General features: G+C 74.1%; 13 protein-coding genes. 7 read left to right on the plus strand and 6 right to left on the minus strand.

The window, feature by feature from the left end; translation table 11 throughout:
- Window positions 1–453 precede the first annotated feature (453 nt).
- The 3 genes from IO33_RS0121840 to IO33_RS0121850 are packed head-to-tail and all read right to left on the minus strand — an operon-like array spanning window position 454 to window position 4789.
- Window positions 454–1920 carry an NAD(P)/FAD-dependent oxidoreductase gene (locus tag IO33_RS0121840; protein WP_037685788.1) on the minus strand — a complete coding sequence of 489 codons (1467 nt, stop codon included), beginning with the start codon at window positions 1918–1920 and terminating at the stop codon, window positions 454–456.
- Window positions 1917–3362: an FAD-dependent oxidoreductase gene (locus IO33_RS0121845; protein WP_031167573.1), complete on the minus strand. Its 1446-nt coding sequence runs from the start codon at window positions 3360–3362 to the stop codon at window positions 1917–1919. The genes IO33_RS0121840 and IO33_RS0121845 overlap by 4 nt, the downstream gene beginning before the upstream one ends.
- A complete protein-coding gene (locus IO33_RS0121850; protein WP_031167576.1) occupies window positions 3359–4789 on the minus strand; it encodes an FGGY family carbohydrate kinase in 1431 nt (476 codons plus the stop codon). Before IO33_RS0121850 ends, IO33_RS0121845 begins: the two co-directional genes overlap by 4 nt.
- A gap of 250 nt (window positions 4790–5039) precedes the next feature.
- Between IO33_RS0121850 and IO33_RS0121855 the strand changes: the two genes are divergently transcribed.
- The 7 genes from IO33_RS0121855 (at window position 5040) to IO33_RS0121885 (ending at window position 13947) form a co-directional block, all read left to right on the plus strand.
- A complete protein-coding gene (locus tag IO33_RS0121855; protein WP_031167578.1) occupies window positions 5040–6026 on the plus strand; it encodes a hypothetical protein in 987 nt (328 codons plus the stop codon).
- 52 nt (window positions 6027–6078) lie between these two features.
- Window positions 6079–7608 carry an amino acid permease gene (locus IO33_RS0121860; protein WP_031167580.1) on the plus strand — a complete coding sequence of 510 codons (1530 nt, stop codon included), beginning with the start codon at window positions 6079–6081 and terminating at the stop codon, window positions 7606–7608.
- 182 nt (window positions 7609–7790) lie between these two features.
- Window positions 7791–8876, plus strand: coding sequence for a mechanosensitive ion channel family protein (locus IO33_RS0121865; RefSeq protein ID WP_031167582.1), 1086 nt, complete (start codon window positions 7791–7793; stop codon window positions 8874–8876).
- Window positions 8877–8895: 19 nt separating this feature from the next.
- Window positions 8896–9306 carry a DUF4186 domain-containing protein gene (locus IO33_RS0121870; RefSeq protein ID WP_031167584.1) on the plus strand — a complete coding sequence of 137 codons (411 nt, stop codon included), beginning with the start codon at window positions 8896–8898 and terminating at the stop codon, window positions 9304–9306.
- 253 nt (window positions 9307–9559) lie between these two features.
- Complete coding sequence (locus IO33_RS0121875; protein ID WP_031167587.1) at window positions 9560–11779, plus strand: NADP-dependent isocitrate dehydrogenase; 2220 nt, start codon at window positions 9560–9562, stop codon at window positions 11777–11779.
- 107 nt (window positions 11780–11886) lie between these two features.
- Window positions 11887–12666, plus strand: a complete 780-nt coding sequence (locus tag IO33_RS0121880; protein WP_031167589.1) for an N-formylglutamate amidohydrolase — start codon at window positions 11887–11889, stop codon at window positions 12664–12666.
- A 63-nt stretch (window positions 12667–12729) separates the two neighbouring features.
- Entirely contained in the window at window positions 12730–13947 is a 1218-nt protein-coding gene (locus tag IO33_RS0121885) for a cytochrome P450 (protein WP_031167591.1), read from the plus strand.
- A 6-nt stretch (window positions 13948–13953) separates the two neighbouring features.
- On the opposite strand, the gene IO33_RS0121890 is transcribed toward IO33_RS0121885, so the two are convergent.
- From IO33_RS0121890 to IO33_RS0121900, 3 genes are all read right to left on the minus strand, one after another.
- Window positions 13954–14385, minus strand: coding sequence for a hypothetical protein (locus IO33_RS0121890; protein ID WP_051926920.1), 432 nt, complete (start codon window positions 14383–14385; stop codon window positions 13954–13956).
- 131 nt (window positions 14386–14516) lie between these two features.
- Window positions 14517–15155, minus strand: coding sequence for an RNA polymerase sigma factor (locus IO33_RS0121895; protein WP_209438895.1), 639 nt, complete (start codon window positions 15153–15155; stop codon window positions 14517–14519).
- Complete coding sequence (locus IO33_RS0121900) at window positions 15152–16576, minus strand: S8/S53 family peptidase (protein ID WP_031167599.1); 1425 nt, start codon at window positions 16574–16576, stop codon at window positions 15152–15154. The genes IO33_RS0121895 and IO33_RS0121900 overlap by 4 nt, the downstream gene beginning before the upstream one ends.
- Window positions 16577–16628: the final 52 nt, after the last annotated feature.

Consider the following 16628-nt stretch of genomic DNA (forward strand, 5'->3'; position numbering starts at 1 on the left):
CACCACCCCCCAGGTCATCCGTTCGACAGGGGGGAACAGTCATGCCGGGCCCGGAGGCCAGCGGTCCTCTTGCAGGACCGCGGAAAACATAACGGGGGGACGGGCGGGAAGGGGCTTGGGGTGGCGCCAGTGGCGGGGGGCCGGCCTGCGGGGCGCGAGGCTTGAGACGGAACCGCTGGCGGGGGGCGGCCCGGGACGCCATCACGGGCGGACGCTGGGCGGAGCGTTGTGAGGACCGGGGCGGCGAGCGTAGCCACTGGCGGAGCCGGACCAAGCCACACGGGGGCGGAGCGGAAGCCCTGTTGCGCGGCCGGTCGAGCCCTGTCATTCGCCAGGGCCGGTCAGACCCTCGGCGGAGGGGCCGGGCGCAGCCCATGGCACGGGGCGGGCGAAGGCTCCGGAGCCCCGGAAGGGGGCGGTGGCGGAGTGTTGTCGGGGGTGGGGGCGGGGTGGTCAGGCTGTGCTCACCCGGACCTCCCCGCCCTTCGGGTCGACTCGGTCGTGCCAGTGTGCGCTGAGGGTGAGCGTGCGGTTCGGCAGTGCGGTGCCGAGTACCGGCCGCTCATGGTGCAGGAGGCGGCCGTCCTGGTGGATCCGCAGGACCGGGCGGGTGAGCGGGGCGCCGGTGCGCAGGACGTAACGGGCGGGCGGCCCGGTGGGGGTGACGCGGTTCGGGGCGATCCAGCGCAGCGGCTCCTCGACGACGAGCGGGACGCCGGGGTCCGGCCAGGGGGCTCCCGCCAGGAAGTCCAGCACCGCGCCGGCGGCCCTGGCCCCCTCACCGGCCGCCGCACCGGCGCGTTCGACGGCGTGCAGGACGTTCCCGGCGGCGAAGACCCCGGTCCGGGAGGTGTGCAGGGTGCCGTCGACGGCGGGGCCGCGGGTGCCGGGGTCCAGGGCGAGGGCGCCGCGCCGGGCGAGTTCGTGATCGGGTACGAAGTCGCCGGTGAAGACGACGGTGTCGCAGGCCAGCAGGGTCGTACGGCCGTCGCGGTGCCGGACGCGGACGCCGGACAGGCGGCCGTGGCCGAGGAGTTCGGCGACCGTGGTCCCCGTCAGCAGCGGGATGCCGTGGCGCAGCCGGGCGGTCTGGGCGCGGGCCCGTCCGGTCTGGGCCCGCGGGTGCTCGGTCAGCAGGGCGACCACCTCGGCGCCGGCCGCGCGCACGGTGGCGGCCGCCGCGTACGAGACGTCCTCGGCGCCGACGACGACCGCGCGGGTGCCGACGCGCTGCCCGTAGAGATGGACCGCCTGCTGGAGTTCACCGGTGGTGTAGACGCCGGCGGGGCGGGTGCCGGGCACCAGCCGGGCGGCGCGCGGGCGCTCCCGGGCACCGGTGGCCAGGACGACGACCCGTGCCTCGACGGTCTCGGGGCCGCCGGGACCGACGACGTGGAGCGCCGGGCCGGTACCGGAGCCGGTGGCGGGGGGCACCCGGCCGGTACCGGAGCCGGCGAGGGGCACGCTCGTGGACGCGCACGGGCCGGTTGCGGCGGCGGTCTGCTCCGGCGGGCCGCTGGTCGGCGTGGGGGACGCCTCGGCTGCGGCCTCCTCCGGAACGCCCGCCCCGGACTCCCCTGCCACCGCCGGATCCGCGGCCCCCGGCCCCGGACCGAAGAGACCCACCGCCCCGGGCGCCCCGGGCCCTGCCCAGTCCAGGGCCGTCACGCCGGTCCGGACCACCGCGCCCGCGCGGGCGGCGGCCTCCGCGAGCAGGCGGGCGTACCCCGGACCGGTCAGCGGACGCGTCCACGTGCCGAAGCCGCCGTGTACGCAGTGCCGTGGGACTCCCCCCGGCTCGGCCTCCCGATCCAGCACCTCCACGTGCCCGGCACCGGCGGCGGCCAGCCGTGCGGCGGCGGCGAGTCCGGCGGGGCCGGCACCGACGACGAGGACGTCGACCCGGCGCGGGCTCGTCATGGCCGCCCCTTTCCCCACGGCCCCCGGCCGGCCGGACCGGCCTCCGCGAGACCCTGTTCCAGCAGGTCCCGTACGGCCGCGCCGCAGTAGAACCCCTGGCACCGGCCCGCCCCGGCGCGGGTGCGTCGGCGCAGGGCCTCCAGGGTGCGGGGCGGGATCGGAGCGGCGAGGGCGTCGCGGATCTCTCCCCGGGAGACGCGCTCGCAGTGGCAGACGAGGGCGCCGTACTCGGGGTCGGCGGCGATGAGGTCGGGCCGTTGGCAGGGGCGCGGGAGGACCTCGCCGAGGTCGGGCATGGTCACCGGGTCCGGCTCGCGCACCGGGCCGAGGTCGAGGCCCGTGCCGGCCAGCAGGCCGGTGACGTGGGCGGCGATGGCCATCGACGCGGTCAGGCCGGTGGAGCGGATGCCGCCGACGGTGACGTACCCCTGCTCGGGGTGAGCGGTGATCCGGTAGTCCTCCTGCCCGGTGGCCGCGCGCAGCCCGGCGTAGACGGCGGTGACCTCCTCGTCGAGGAGGTCGGGCAGGATACGGCGGCCCTTGTCCCGCAGTCCGGCGAGGCCCTCGGCGGTGGAGCCCGTGGCCCGCTTGTCGTCGAGGTCCTCGGCGGTGGGCCCGAGCAGCACGTTGCCGTGGACGGTGGGCGCGACCAGGACACCCTTGCCGAACGCGGTCGGCACGGGCAGGAGGATGTGCCGGACGAGCGGGCGGGCGAGCCTGTCGTACACCAGGAGCTGGCCGCGGCGCGGGGTGACGGTGAAGTCCTCGTGGCCGAGCAGCCGGTCGACGGTGTCGGCGTGCAGTCCGGCCGCGTTGACCAGCCGGCGGGCGCGCAGGGTTCCCCGGGACGTGGCCAGGTGGTGGCCGGCCTGCCAAGTCGCCCGTGCGACCGCGGTGTTCAGGTGCAGGTCCACTCCGGCGCGGACCGCCTGGGTGGCGTAGGCCAGGGTCGTCGTCCAGGGGCAGACGATGCTCTCGCCGGGCACGTGCAGGGCGCCGAGGGCTCCGGGTCCCAGGCGGGGTTCGCGGGCGTACACCTCGCCGGAGCCGAGCAAGGACGTCTCGCCGTAGCCGTTGCGCTCGGCCTTCCCGGCCAGCCGGGGCAGGGCGGCCAGCTGTTCCTCGTCCCAGGCGACCAGCAGGGCGCCGACGCGTTCGACGGGGATGCCGGTCTCGGTGGCGTAGGCGCCCAGCCGGTGGTGGCCCTCGCGGACCAGCCGGGCCTCCAGGGTCCCCGGGACGGCGTCGAAACCGGTGTGCAGGATCGCCGTGTTCGCCTTGGACGTGCCCTGGCCGACGTCGTCCTGGGCCTCCACCAGGGCGACGCTCAGCCGGGGCCGGCGGGCGAGTTCACGGGCGAGGGCGCAGCCGACGACTCCGGCGCCGACGATCACGACGTCGTACGTCCGACCGGGCAGCGGGCCTTCCCGGGTGACGGTCATGAGCCGAGCAGCGCGGCCACGGCGGTACGGAAGCGGTCGCGGCGTTCGGCGGCCTGGTCGGCGGTGACGCGGGGTTCGTACACGGCGGCGGGCTTCCAGTCGGGCAGTGCCTGTTCGACGGTGAGGGTACGGTCCGCGCCGAGGCGGGCGAGGGCGGCCGCGCCGAGTGCGGTCGCGTCGGGCAGCGCGGACACCTCGACAGGGCGTTGCAGCAGGTCGGCCTGGGTCTGCAGGAGCAGCGCCGAGCGGGTCAGGCCGCCGTCGACACGGAGCGTGTCCAGCGGGGCGCCGAGGTCGGCGGCGGCCGCGTCGGCGAGTTCGGCGACCTGGGCGGCGATGCCTTCGCACAGGGCGCGCACCAGATGGCCTGGGCCGGTGTCGAGGCCGAGGCCGGTGAGCGAGCCGCGCAGGTCGCCGCGCCACCAGGGGGCGGCGAGTCCGGCGAGGGCGGGCACGAAGGTGACCCCGCCGCTGTCGGGGACGGCACCGCCGACGGGGTCGAGGTCGGCGGCGGAGGAGATGACGCCGAGTTCGGTGAGCCAGCGGACGGCGGAGGCGGCCGTGTAGACCTGGCCGTCGAGGCAGTAGGCGGGCGTTCCGGCGAGCCGCCAGGCGACACAGCTGACCAGGCCGGAGCTGCCGCGCCGGGGGCGGTCGCCGGTGTGTGCGAGCAGGAACGCGCCGGTGCCGTAGGTGCACTTGGCGGCGCCGGGCGCGGTGACGCGCTGGGCGAGCAGCGCGGCCTGCTGGTCGACGATCAGTCCGGTGAGCGGGATCTCGCGGCCGAAGGCCGTGGTGGTGCCCACCGGTCCGGCCGTGTCGGTCACCTCGGGGAGGCGTTCGCCGGCCAGGCCGTACAGGTCGAGGGCGCGCGGGGACCACTCGGCGCGGTCGAGGTCGAGGAGCTGGGTGCGGCCGGCGGTGGCGGCGTCGGTGACACAGGCGCCGGTGAGGCGGTGGACCAGCCAGGCGTCGGAGGTGGTCACGACGCCCTCGCGGGTGAGGTGGCGGCGGATCCAGGCCATCTTCGGCGCGGCGAAGTACGGGTCGAGGGGCAGCCCGGTCAGCCGGCGCAGTTCCTCGGCGTGCTCGGCGAGTTCGGCGCACACCGATTCGGCGCGCCGGTCCTGCCACACCAGGGCGTCGGTGAGCGGGCGGCCGTCGGCCGGGTCCCAGGCGAGGACGGTCTCGCCCTGGTTGGCCAGGCCCAGGGCCACGACGTCCTCACCGGCCTCGGCGAGCGCCTGCCGGCCGGCGTGGACCACGGAGTCGTACAGCTCGGCCGGGTCCACCTCGACCAGGCCGCCGGGCAGGTACCGGGGGCGGACCTCGGCGAACCCGGAGCCCAGGACGCCGCGTTCCGGGCAGACCACGAGGGCCTTGGTGCCGGACGTGCCCTGGTCGACGGCGAGCACCGGCTTCGCCATCACACCTCCCGCCACTTCGCACCGAAGATCACCGCGTCAGCCTGCCGCCGCGCCCTGGCCGCCGTCAAGCTTCTTCCCGCCGCTCAACTCGCCTGAACAGGTGGTTGAGTTGGCAACAATGGCAAGGCGGAACCGGCACCTCTATAGTGACCGCCGACCCGCGCGCCACCCCACGACCGCCGCCCACAGGAGGGCCGTTGCCACGCGACCCCGTCAGCTCGCCCGTGCGCCGGCCCGGGACCGACGGCTGATGGCCAGAGAAGCCCCCCGCCCCTCCTACGACCCCGCCGGCCCCGACCACGCCCTGCGCGCCGCGCTCCAGGATCTGCGCACCGGCCGCTGGATGGCGATGCGCGCGCTGCTGGCGGACACCGCGCACGGCTGGCAGTGGACCCAGCGCACCCAGGTCCTCGCGGCGGCCGCCGCCGGCACCGACGTGGTGCGCGCCTGGCTCGCGGAGGAGCCGGAGAGCGTCCATGCCGCGGTGATGCACGCGCGGGTCGGGGTGGAGCGGGCGCTGCGGGCCCAGCGGGAGAGGCACCGCCGTACCCACGAGTTGTGGATCGAGTCCTGGGACGCCGCCCAGTCCGCCACCCGGATCGCCCCGCAGGACCCGGTGCCCTGGGTGTGCCTGCTGGCGCTGGCGCAGCTGGATCCGGAGCAGCGGTGGGAGGAGCACCGGGTGGCCGCGCCCGAGCCGGTGCTGCCGCCGGGTCCCTGGGGACTGCTGGCCGAGGCGGACAAGCGCGACCCGTACAACCGCGAGGCGCACCACCGGATGCTGCAGTTCCTGTATGTGCGGGGCGGCTCGGGCCGGCTCGCGGAGGCCGCCGGCTACGCGCAGTGGGCCGCCGCGCGGGCCCCGCACGGTTCCGCGCTGCACGTGCTGCCGCTGTACGTCCGCGTCGAGCGCTACCGGCGTGCCAGCGGGCACGACGCGGCGCTCGACCTGCACTGGGTGGCGGAGGACTCGGCCCGGGAGGCGCGGCGTGCCCTGGAGTCCTGGTTCGGGCACACGCGGCCCGCCGAGCGCTCCCTGCTGGACCTCAACCACCTGGCCCACGCCCTGTGGGGCTCGCTGCAGTTCCGCGACGCGGCCCGGGTGTTCGACGCCATCGGCCCGTACTTCACGCCCCCGCCGTGGCTGTACCGCACGCCCGACCGTGCCCGTGCCGTGGAGGTGTTCACCCAGGCCCGGGAGCGCAGCCGGGCGGCCGCGGACGGCACCAGCCCCTGAAGACCCCCTGAACGTGCCCTGTCCCCAGCCCGTCGACCCGGAGGTCCCCCGCATGTCCACCCCCGATCCCGCGCCCGCCCCGGGCCTGCCCCAGCAGGACGAGGAGCAGCGGCTGCGCGAACTCGGCTACCGGCCGGTCCTGGCCCGCCGCATGGGCGGCTTCGGCAACTTCGCGATCAGCTTCTCGGTGATCTCGGTCCTGTCCGGCTGCATGACCCTGTACGGCTTCGGCCTGAACACCGGCGGACCCGCCGTGATGCTGTGGGGCTGGGCGGGCGTCGGCCTGTTCGTGCTGTGCGTCGGCCTGGCGCTCGCCGAGGTCACCAGCGCCTATCCGACCTCCGGCGCCCTGTACTACATGGCCGACCGGCTCGGCGGCCGGCGCTGGGGCTGGTACACGGGCTGGCTGAATCTGCTCGGGCTGCTCGGCGCGATCGCCGGCATCGACTACGGCGCCGCGCTGTTCACCGGCGCGTTCGCGAACCTGCAGTGGGGCTTCACGCCGACGCCGGGCCGGACCATGCTCATCTTCTGCGCCATTCTGCTCCTGCACGCGGTGCTGAACCTGTTCGGCGTCCGCCTGGTCAGCGTGCTCAACTCGGTGAGTGTGTGGTGGCACCTGGCGGGCGTCGCGCTCATCGTCGGCGCGCTCGCGATCGTCCCCGACCACCACCGGTCGGTGTCCTTCGTGTTCACGAAGTTCGTCAACGAGACCGGCTGGCACAACCCGCTGTACGTGGCGGCGGTCGGCCTGCTGCTCGCGCAGTACACCTTCTCGGGTTACGACGCCTCCGCCCACCTGTCCGAGGAGACCGCGCAGGCCTCGGTGGCGGCGGCGCGTGGCATCGTCAGGTCCATCTGGGCGTCCTGGATCGCCGGGTTCGTGCTGCTCGCCGGACTGACCTTCGCCATCCAGGACTACGACGCCACGCGCACCACCGCGACCGGGGTGCCGCCCGCGCAGATCCTGCTCGACGGCCTCGGCACCGGCGGCGCCAGCGCGCTGCTGCTGGTCGTGATCATCGCCCAGCTGTTCTGCGGCAACGCCGAGGTCGCGGCGGCCAGCCGGATGCTCTTCGCGTTCAGCCGGGACGGCGCGCTGCCCGGCTCGCACCTGTGGCGCAAGGTGAGCAGCCGCACCCAGACGCCGGTCGCCGCCGTGTGGCTGGCCGTCGTGGTGGCCGGCGTCCTCGCCCTGCCGTCGCTGTACTCGGCGACGGCGTACAACGCGGTGACCGCCATCAACGTCATCGGCATCACCCCGGCCTACGCCATCCCCGTGCTGCTGCGGCTGCGCGCGGGCGACCGTTTCCGGCCCGGGCCGTGGCATCTGGGCCGCTGGAGCAGGCCGGTCGGCTGGATCGCGGTGATCTGGGTGGCCTGCGTGACCGTGCTGTTCTGCCTGCCGCAGACCTCACCGGTCACCGTGGACACGATGAACTACGCCTCGGTGGCGCTCGCCGTCGTGCTGGTCCTGGCGAGCGTGTGGTGGTACGTCGCCCGCCGGTCCTACGGCACTCCCACCGCCGCCGCGTACGGCAGCGACCGCGACCAGGCCGAACTGGCGGAGGGCATCGTCTGAGCCACGTGCCCGAAGAGCGCCGGTCCCGGTGCGAACTGGTGTGCCGGATACGGCAGGATGAACGATCGCGCCGGTCACCGGAGTTCCCGGACCGGCGCGTTCGCACTTCCCGCACATCGAGCAGGTGACCACGTGACGAGACCTCCCCACTCCGCAGCCGGCGCACGCCGCGGAGGTGACCGGTGAACCGCGCGCTGACCCTGGACGACCTCGTCCTCGCCGGCATCTCCCTCGCGGCGGGCCTGTTGCTCGCGTTCCTGTCGCGCACGCTGCTGCGCTGGCTCGCGGGGCACGCCAAGCGGACCCGCTGGAGCGGCGACGACGTCATCGTGGACGCGCTGCGCTCGGTCGTCCCGTGGGCGGCGATCGCGGGCGGCGCGGCGGCGGCAGCGGTCGTGCTGCCGCTGACCCGGACCGTGCAGCACCACACGAACCAGATCCTCGAAGTGTGGCTGATCTTCGTGGTGACCCTGTCCGCGGCCCGGGTGATCTCCGGCCTGGTCAGCTCGGTCACCCAGTCCCGCTCCGGCGTGGCGGGCTCGGCGACCATCTTCGTCAACATCACCCGGGTGCTGGTCCTGGCGATCGGCTTCCTGGTCGTCCTGCAGACGCTCGGAATCTCGATAGCGCCCCTGCTGACCGCCCTGGGCGTCGGCGGCCTGGCCGTGGCCCTGGCCCTGCAGGACACCCTCGCCAACCTCTTCGCGGGCATCCACATCCTGGCCTCCAAGACCGTGCAGCCCGGCGACTACATCCGGCTGAGCGGCGGCGAGGAGGGGTACGTCGTGGACATCAACTGGCGCCAGACGACGGTCCGTCAGCTGTCCAACAACCTGGTGGTCATCCCCAACGGCCAGCTCGCCAAGGCCAACATGACCAACTACACGCACCCCGAGCAGCGGTTGACGGTGCTGGTGCAGGCCGGGGTGGGCTATGACTGCGACCTGGAGCGCGTGGAGCGGGTGACGGCGGAGGTCGTCACGGAGGTCATGCGCGAGGTCGAGGGCGCCGTCCCGGACCACGAGCCCGCCATCCGCTTCCACACCTTCGGCGACTCCCGCATCGGTTTCACCATCGTCCTCGGGGTCGGCGAGTTCAGCGACCAGTACCGGATCAAGCACGAGTTCATCAAGCGCCTGCACCGCCGCTACCGCGCGGAGGGCATCAGCATCCCGCCCCCCACCCGTACCGTGGCGCTGCAGCAGGGCGCGGTGGTGATTCCGCAGCAGCGCAGCGGGGAGGACGTCGTCTCGGGGGCCGCCGAGTAGCTCGTATGCTCGAAGCAGCATGACCGCCTCGCCCGACCCCCGTGCCCTGGACCGGAAGCTGGACGCGCTCGCGCGCCAGCCGTTCCGTGCGAGGTTCCGCCTGCGGGGGCGGGACCGGGCGACCGCGGAGCTCAAGGGCCCGGCCACGATCCGGTGGCACGCCTACGACCTGATCGCGCGGCGGCTGGCGCCGGCCCGGCCGCACAAGGACGGCAAGCAGACGCCGTACCGCGGCCACCCGGTCTTCGTCGCCCAGCACGCGACCGCCACCTGCTGCCGGGGCTGTCTGGAGCGCTGGCACGGGATCCCGAAGGGGCGGGAGCTGACCCGGGCCGAGCATGTGTACGTGGTGGACGTGATCTGCCGGTGGATCGAGCGCGAGATGACGGGCGGGACGCCGGGCGGGCCAGGCCCCGCCCGGCCGGGCTGACCGGGGCACCGCCGCATCTTCGCCGTCGCCGCGTGCGTGGCCCCGGGCGACGGCGAGCGCAGCGGGCACGCCGGCCGGCCGCCCTCACCCACCTCGCCGCCGCTGAGCAGGCCGTTCGCGACCGCGTGCGGCCGGCGCGGGCCTGCGGCCGCGCGGACGGGAACGATTTCCGGTCAGGACCCCTGTCGAGCCGGACTCCATCACGAGATATCTTGATGTCGAGCAATGTTGCAGACGTGGAGCGGAGCACCCGGTGACTGACTCGACCATCATCTACACCTACACAGACGAGGCCCCGGCCCTGGCGACGCATTCGTTCCTGCCGGTGATCCAGGCGTACGCCTCGCAGGCCGGTGTGCCCGTGACCACCCGGGACATCTCGCTGGCCGGGCGCATCATCGCCGTCTTCCCGGAGTACCTGAACGAGGACCAGCGCATCCCGGACGCGCTGTCCGAGCTGGGCGAGCTGGCCAAGACCCCCGCGGCCAACATCATCAAGCTGCCGAACATCTCGGCGTCCCTCCCGCAGCTGAAGGCCGCCGTCGCCGAGCTGCAGGGCAAGGGCTACGCGCTGCCGGACTACCCGGACGACCCGAAGACCGACGAGGAGCGCGAGATCCGCGCCCGTTACGACAAGGTCAAGGGCTCCGCCGTCAACCCGGTCCTGCGTGAGGGCAACTCCGACCGCCGCGCCCCGGCCTCGGTGAAGAACTACGCCAAGACCCACCCGCACCGCATGGGCGCCTGGACCTCCGAGTCCCGCACCAACGTGGCCACGATGGGCGAGAACGACTTCCGCTCCACCGAGAAGTCCGTCGTCATCGCCGAGGACGGCGCGCTGAGGATCGAGCTGGTCGCCGCGGACGGCACCACCACCGTCCTCAAGGAGTCCGTACCGGTCCGCAAGGACGAGGTCGTCGACGCCTCCGTCATGCGCGTCGCCGAGCTCGAAGCGTTCCTCGCCGCGCAGGTCGCCCGCGCCAAGCAGGAGGGCGTCCTGTTCTCCGTGCACCTGAAGGCGACGATGATGAAGGTCTCCGACCCGATCATCTTCGGTCACGTGGTGCGCGCCTTCTTCCCGAAGACGTTCGCGAAGTACGGCGAGACGCTCAAGGCGGCGGGTCTCACCCCGAACGACGGTCTCGGCGGCATCCTGAAGGGCCTGGAGAACCTGCCCGAGGGCGCCGAGATCAAGGCCTCCTTCGACGCCGAGATCGCCGACGGCCCGGCCCTCGCCATGGTCGACTCCGACAAGGGCATCACCAACCTGCACGTGCCCTCCGACGTCATCATCGACGCCTCCATGCCGGCGATGATCCGCACCTCCGGCCACATGTGGGGCCCGGACGGCCAGGAGGCCGACACCCTCGCCGTCGTCCCGGACTCCTCCTACGCCGGCGTCTACCAGGCCGTGATCGAGGACTGCCGGGCCAACGGCGCCTTCGACCCGTCCACCATGGGCTCGGTCCCGAACGTCGGCCTGATGGCGCAGAAGGCCGAGGAGTACGGCTCCCACGACAAGACCTTCGAGGTCGCCACGGCCGGCACGGTCCGCCTGGTCGACACCGCCGGCAACGTGCTGATCGAGCAGCCGGTCGCCGCCGGCGACATCTTCCGCGCCTGCCAGACCAAGGACGCCCCGATCCGCGACTGGGTCAAGCTGGCCGTCACCCGCGCCCGCACCACCGGCGACCCGGCCGTGTTCTGGCTGGACGAGGGCCGCGCGCACGACGCCAACCTGATCGCCAAGGTCAGGCAGTACCTGCCCGAGCACGACACCGAGGGCCTGGACATCAGGATCCTGACCCCCGTCGAGGCCACCAAGCTGTCGGTGGAGCGCATCCGCCGCGGCGAGAACACGATCTCGGTCACCGGCAACGTCCTGCGCGACTACCTGACCGACCTCTTCCCGATCCTGGAGCTGGGCACCAGCGCCAAGATGCTGTCGGTCGTCCCGCTGATGGCGGGCGGCGGCCTGTTCGAGACGGGCGCCGGCGGCTCCGCGCCGAAGCACGTCCAGCAGCTGGTCAAGGAGAACTACCTGCGCTGGGACTCCCTCGGTGAGTTCTTCGCGCTCGTGCCCTCCTTCGAGCAGTACGCGACGACCACCGGCAACACCCGCGCCAAGGTCCTCGCCGACACCCTCGACCGCGCCACGGCGACCTTCCTCAACGAGGACAAGTCCCCGACCCGTCGCGTCGGCGGCATCGACAACCGCGGCAGCCACTTCTTCCTGTCCCTGTACTGGGCGCAGGAACTGGCCCGGCAGACCGACGACGCCGACCTGGCCAAGGCGTTCGCGCCGCTCGCCGAGACCCTCGCCGCGAACGAGCAGCAGATCGTGGACGAGCTGATCGCGGTCCAGGGCTCCCCGGCCGACATCGGCGGCTACTACCAGGTCGACCAGGCCAAGGCGGACGCGGTCATGCGCCCGTCGGCCACCTGGAACGAGGCGCTGGCGTCCCTGAGCTGACGCCTGCGGCGCCCGAGCCGCTCACCCGCGTGATCCTCCGCCCCGGCCGGCGACCCCGGCCGGGGCGGAGCCGTGTCCACACCGCCGACAACGCCCCGGAGCAGCCCGTGTCCTCGTTCGAACTCCTGCCCGGCGCCCCCGGCTCACCCGTGCTGCTGCACGTGCCGCACTCCGCGCGGGCGGTCCCCGCGGACGTGCGGGCCGGCATCGTGCTGGACGACGCCGCACTGGAGCGGGAGCTGGACCACATCACGGACGCGCACACCGCCGAGCTCGCCGAGCGGGCCGCGGAGCTGGCCGGCGTCACGCCGTGGCGGTTCGTGAACCGGCTGTCCCGGCTGGTCGTGGACCCGGAGCGGTTCCCGGACGAGCGGGAGGAGATGACGGCCGTCGGTATGGGCGCCGTCTACACCCGGACCACGCACCGCGCCGGGCTGCGGCCCGCGGACACCGATCCGGAGCCGCTGCTGGCGCGGTACTTCCGGCCGTACGCGCGGGCCATGACCGAGGCGGTCGCGGACCGGCTGGCCGCGACCGGACGGGCCGTGGTGATCGACGTCCACTCCTATCCGAGCGAGCCGCTCCCCTACGAGCTGCACGGCAGCGGGCCGCGTCCGCCGGTGTGCCTGGGCACGGATTCCCTGCACACCCCGCCGGACCTGGCCAAGGCCGCCCGCAGGGCGTTCACGGCCTGCGGTGGGACGGGGCTGAACAGCCCCTTCGCCGGGACATACGTGCCGCTGGACTTCTACGGCACCGACACCCGGGTCGCGGCCCTGATGGTGGAGATCCGCCGCGACACCTACATGACGGAACCGGGCGGCCCGGCCGGGCCGGGACTGGAACGGCTGGCGACCGCCCTGGCCGCACTCGTGGACGCGGCCTGAAGCGCCCCCCGCCTGGCGCAGGCCCACGAGACAGCCACCGCCGCCCGTACCAGTGTGGTGCGCATGACCGAGGAGACCACGCTCACCGGCCGGCCCCCCGTGCGCGACTGGCCCGCGTCCGACCTGGACGGGACGGACTTCGACCCGGTGCTCGCCGATCTCATGCGCGAGGGCCCGCTGACCCGCATCCGGCTGCCGTTCGGCGAGGGCTGGGCGTGGCTGGCGACCCGCTACGACGACGTGAAGCTGATCACCAACGACCCGCGGTTCAGCCGCGCCGAGGTGACCCGGCGTCAGATCACCCGGCTCGCACCGAACTTCGCGCCCCGGCCCGGCTCGCTGGCCTGGGCCGACCAGCCCGACCACAACCGGCTGCGCAAGCCGATCGCCGGCGCGTTCACGGTGAGCGCGATGAAGCGGCTGCGGCCCCGCGCGCAGGCGATCCTGGACGAGCTGGTGGAGGGTGTCGTCCGGGACGGGCCGCCGGCCGACCTGGTCGAGCGGGTGCTGGAGCCGTTTCCGATCAGCGTCGTCAGCGAGGTCATGGGGGTGCCGCCCGCCGACCGGGACCAGGTGCGCACCTGGACCCGGGAGATCATCTCCACCACCGGGGCCGAGGCCGCCGGCCAGGCCAAGGACGGTCTGTACGGCTGGATCGGCTCCCTCGTGCGGGCCCGCGCGCACAGCACGGGCGAGGACGTCTACGCGCTGCTCGGCCGGGCCGTGGCGGCCGGGGAGATCAGCGAGGAGGAGGCCGTCGGACTGGCCGGCCCGCTGCAGATCGGCGGCGAGGCCGTCACGCACAACTGCGGGCAGATGCTGTACCTGCTGCTGACCCGGCCGGAGCTGATGGAGCGGATGCGGGCACGGCCCGAGGCGCGCGGTCCGGTGCTGGACGAGCTGCTGCGCCACATCCCGCACCGCAGCACGGTCGGGCTCGCCCGGATCGCGCTGGAGGACGTGGAGATCGCCGGTCACCGGATCACCGCGGGCGAACCGGTCTACGTCTCCTACCTCGCCGCCAACCGGGACCCGGACGTCTTCGCGGACCCGGACCGCATCGACCCGGACCGCGCTCCCCGTCCGCATCTCGCGTTCGGCAACGGCCCGCACTTCTGCACCGGCGCGGTCCTGGCCCGGCTGCAGACCGAGCTGCTGGTGGACACGCTGCTGGACCGGCTGCCCGGGCTGCGGCTCGCCGTTCCGGCCGAGCAGGTGCGCTGGCGGCACAAGACCATGATCCGCGGCCCGCGGACGCTGCCCGTGACCTGGTCCCGCTGACCGGGTTCAGGCGCGCAGCCACTCCGTGACGATCACCTCCGCGCCGGTGCGCAGCCTGAGGGCGAACGGGCCGGCGGGCGCCGTGTCGCTCCTGAAGCGGCCGAGGGTGTCGACCGTGACCGGGCGGGCGGTCTGCGGGCCGCCGAGCACCTCGATGCGCGCCGACTGCGGCGGCAGCAGCTGGCCGATCAGCCCGTGGTCGGTGACCTCGACGTCGACGGTGACCTCACCCGCCCGGAACGTCAGCATCCGGGGCGCGTCCGTGACGCCCCTGACGGGCAGCGCGTCCACGAGCGAGTCGAAGGTCAGCTCCGCGAGCTGCGCGTCCAGGTCGTGCAGGGCGTAGGCGTCCAGGGCCAGTTGGCGCAGGAAGTCCGGGACGGGGTCCAGGACGGCGGCGGCCTGGCGCAGCCCCTCCTCCAGCACGGCGTCCGCCAGCTCCTCCTCGTCCCCGGCCCGTCGGTACTCGTCCCCGGCCGGGCGATGCTCGTCCCCGGCCTGCCGATACCGGTCCCCGGCCTGTCGCTGTTCGTCCGCGCCGTGTCGCGGGAACCGGTCCTCGTCGTCGCTCACGCCACACCCCGTGCGTCCATCCGGGCCCGCAGCCGGCGCAGACAGCGCTGGCGCAAGGGGCCGATGCTGCCGACCGCGATACCGAGCGCGGCCGAGATCTCCCCGTAGCTGGGCGGCGGGGAGGCCACGAGCACGCGCAACAGCTGCCGGCAGCGCTCCCCCAGTCCCTCCAGCTCCTGCCACAGGCAGCGCACCCGCTCGGCCCGGTCCGCCGCCTCCTCCGAATCGATCAGCGACTCCTCGGGGGTCCGGTCGTCGCTGGCCCGGTCCAGCACCCGCGGGTCGTCCGTCAGGGTCAGCCGGGTCAGGGCCTTGAGCACCTTCAGGCACTCGTGGCGGGTGGTACTGGCCAGCCAGGAACCGGCCTTGTCGGGTTCGCGGATGCGGCCCAGGTTCTGGGCGAAGCGGAACCAGACGGTCTGATAGACCTCGTGCCCGTCGGCGTCGGAGAGCCGGTGTGCGCGCACGACCGACCACACGAGCGGACTCATCCCTTCCACCAGCGCTTTCCAGGCCGCGGCGTCCCCGTCGACGGCGGACTGGACCAGCGCGCCGACCTCTGTTCGGTCCACGGCTCCACCCCTCGTGTACGGCACGTCATGGTACGCCGTGGAGCGGAGGGTTCCGGCCCTCATGCGGGCAGGGCCGGGACGACGACGGGGACGGGGCGCCAGCTGGGCGGCCGGAGCGCCGGGACGTGCGCCCCGCGCACATCGGCCGTGTCGGTGGTGGCCGCCAGCAGGCGCGTGCGCGCGGCGCGCGGGTCACGTTCCCGATGCGCCGTCATATGGGCGGCGACCAGGCCCGCGGCGACCGGCGTGGCGAAGGACGTGCCGCTCCACTGCGCGAGTCCGTCGAACATCACCTGGTCCGGCTTGGCACCGGTGCTCTCCCGGCCCTCGCTCAGCACACCGGTGTGGCGCGGGAACTGGCAGGTGCACAGGTAGTCGGAGCCGTACCGGCAGCTGTCGTAGGTGGAGTGCTGGTAGACGTACGGCACGGGGGTGCCGAACCCGGTGAGGGCGCTGGTGAGGCGCTCACCCGGGGCGTAGGCCCGCACCCAGGGGCCGTGGTTGCTGAAGCAGGCGGCGCCGTCGCCGTCCGCGCGCAGCGCGCCGACCGACAGCACGCTGTCGGCGTACTCGGGCAGGGCGGCGTAGGCGGCGGGCCAGAACGGCGTGTCGCTGGCGTTGTTGCCCGCGGCGGCCACCAGCAGGGTGCGCCGGCCGCGCAGTTCGCGCATGAACGCGTCCAGGCCGATCAGGCCGTCGCCGCCCTCGGTGGGGGTGCCGGCGGAGAGGCTGATGATGTCGGGCCAGCCGCCCCGGTCGACCGCCTCGAAGAGCCGGGCACCGAACTCGGACTCCAGGATCGCCCCGGCGTCGTTGAGGGTGCCCCGGACGGTGAGGGCGGTGTTGGGCGCGACTGCCGCGAGCACCCCGGCGATGAACGTGCCGTGGCCGACGTACTGGCCGAGCACGCCGTCGGCGTCGGTCTCGGCCGCCTGGGCGTCGCCCGTGGTGTGGGCGAGCAGCGGGTAGGAGCCGTGGTCGTGCACGAGGCCGGTGTCGATCACGAGGACGCCGACGGCGCTGTCCGCGTCGTAACGGCCTTCGGCGGCGGCCGGGTTGGCCGGCTGGGTGCGCGCGACGGGCACCGGCTCGTCGCCGGGGCAGGCGTTGACCGCGATGTGCACCACGTGGTTGCGGCTCACCAGCCGGCGGCCCCGGCGGTCCTCGGCCTCCCGCAGGGCGCGCAGCGCGTGCCCGACGGTGTCCTCGCCGGCGTCCGGGGCGCCGGTGCGGATGCGGGTGACGCCGGTGCGGCCGGTCTCCGGGCCGTCCCGGCGGACGTGGTCGGGGACGAGACCCTCGGTCGCGGTGAAGTGGGCGCGCACGGTGTCCTCGACGACGCGGGCCTCCTCGCCGTCGCGGGCCAGGACGACCCCCTTCTCGTAGAGGAAGTGGGCGTCCTCCTCCGGCCCCATGGCCAGCGCCACGCCGGGCATGGAGTGCTGGATGTGTGCGAACTGCTCGTGGAACCGCTGTGGTGCCATGACCTTCCTCCCCCTGAAGACGGTGTTCGACAGTGAGAGTCGTGGGACCACC

The sequence above is a fragment of the Streptomyces durhamensis genome (genome assembly GCF_000725475.1).
GTDB classification, from domain to species: domain Bacteria; phylum Actinomycetota; class Actinomycetes; order Streptomycetales; family Streptomycetaceae; genus Streptomyces; species Streptomyces filipinensis.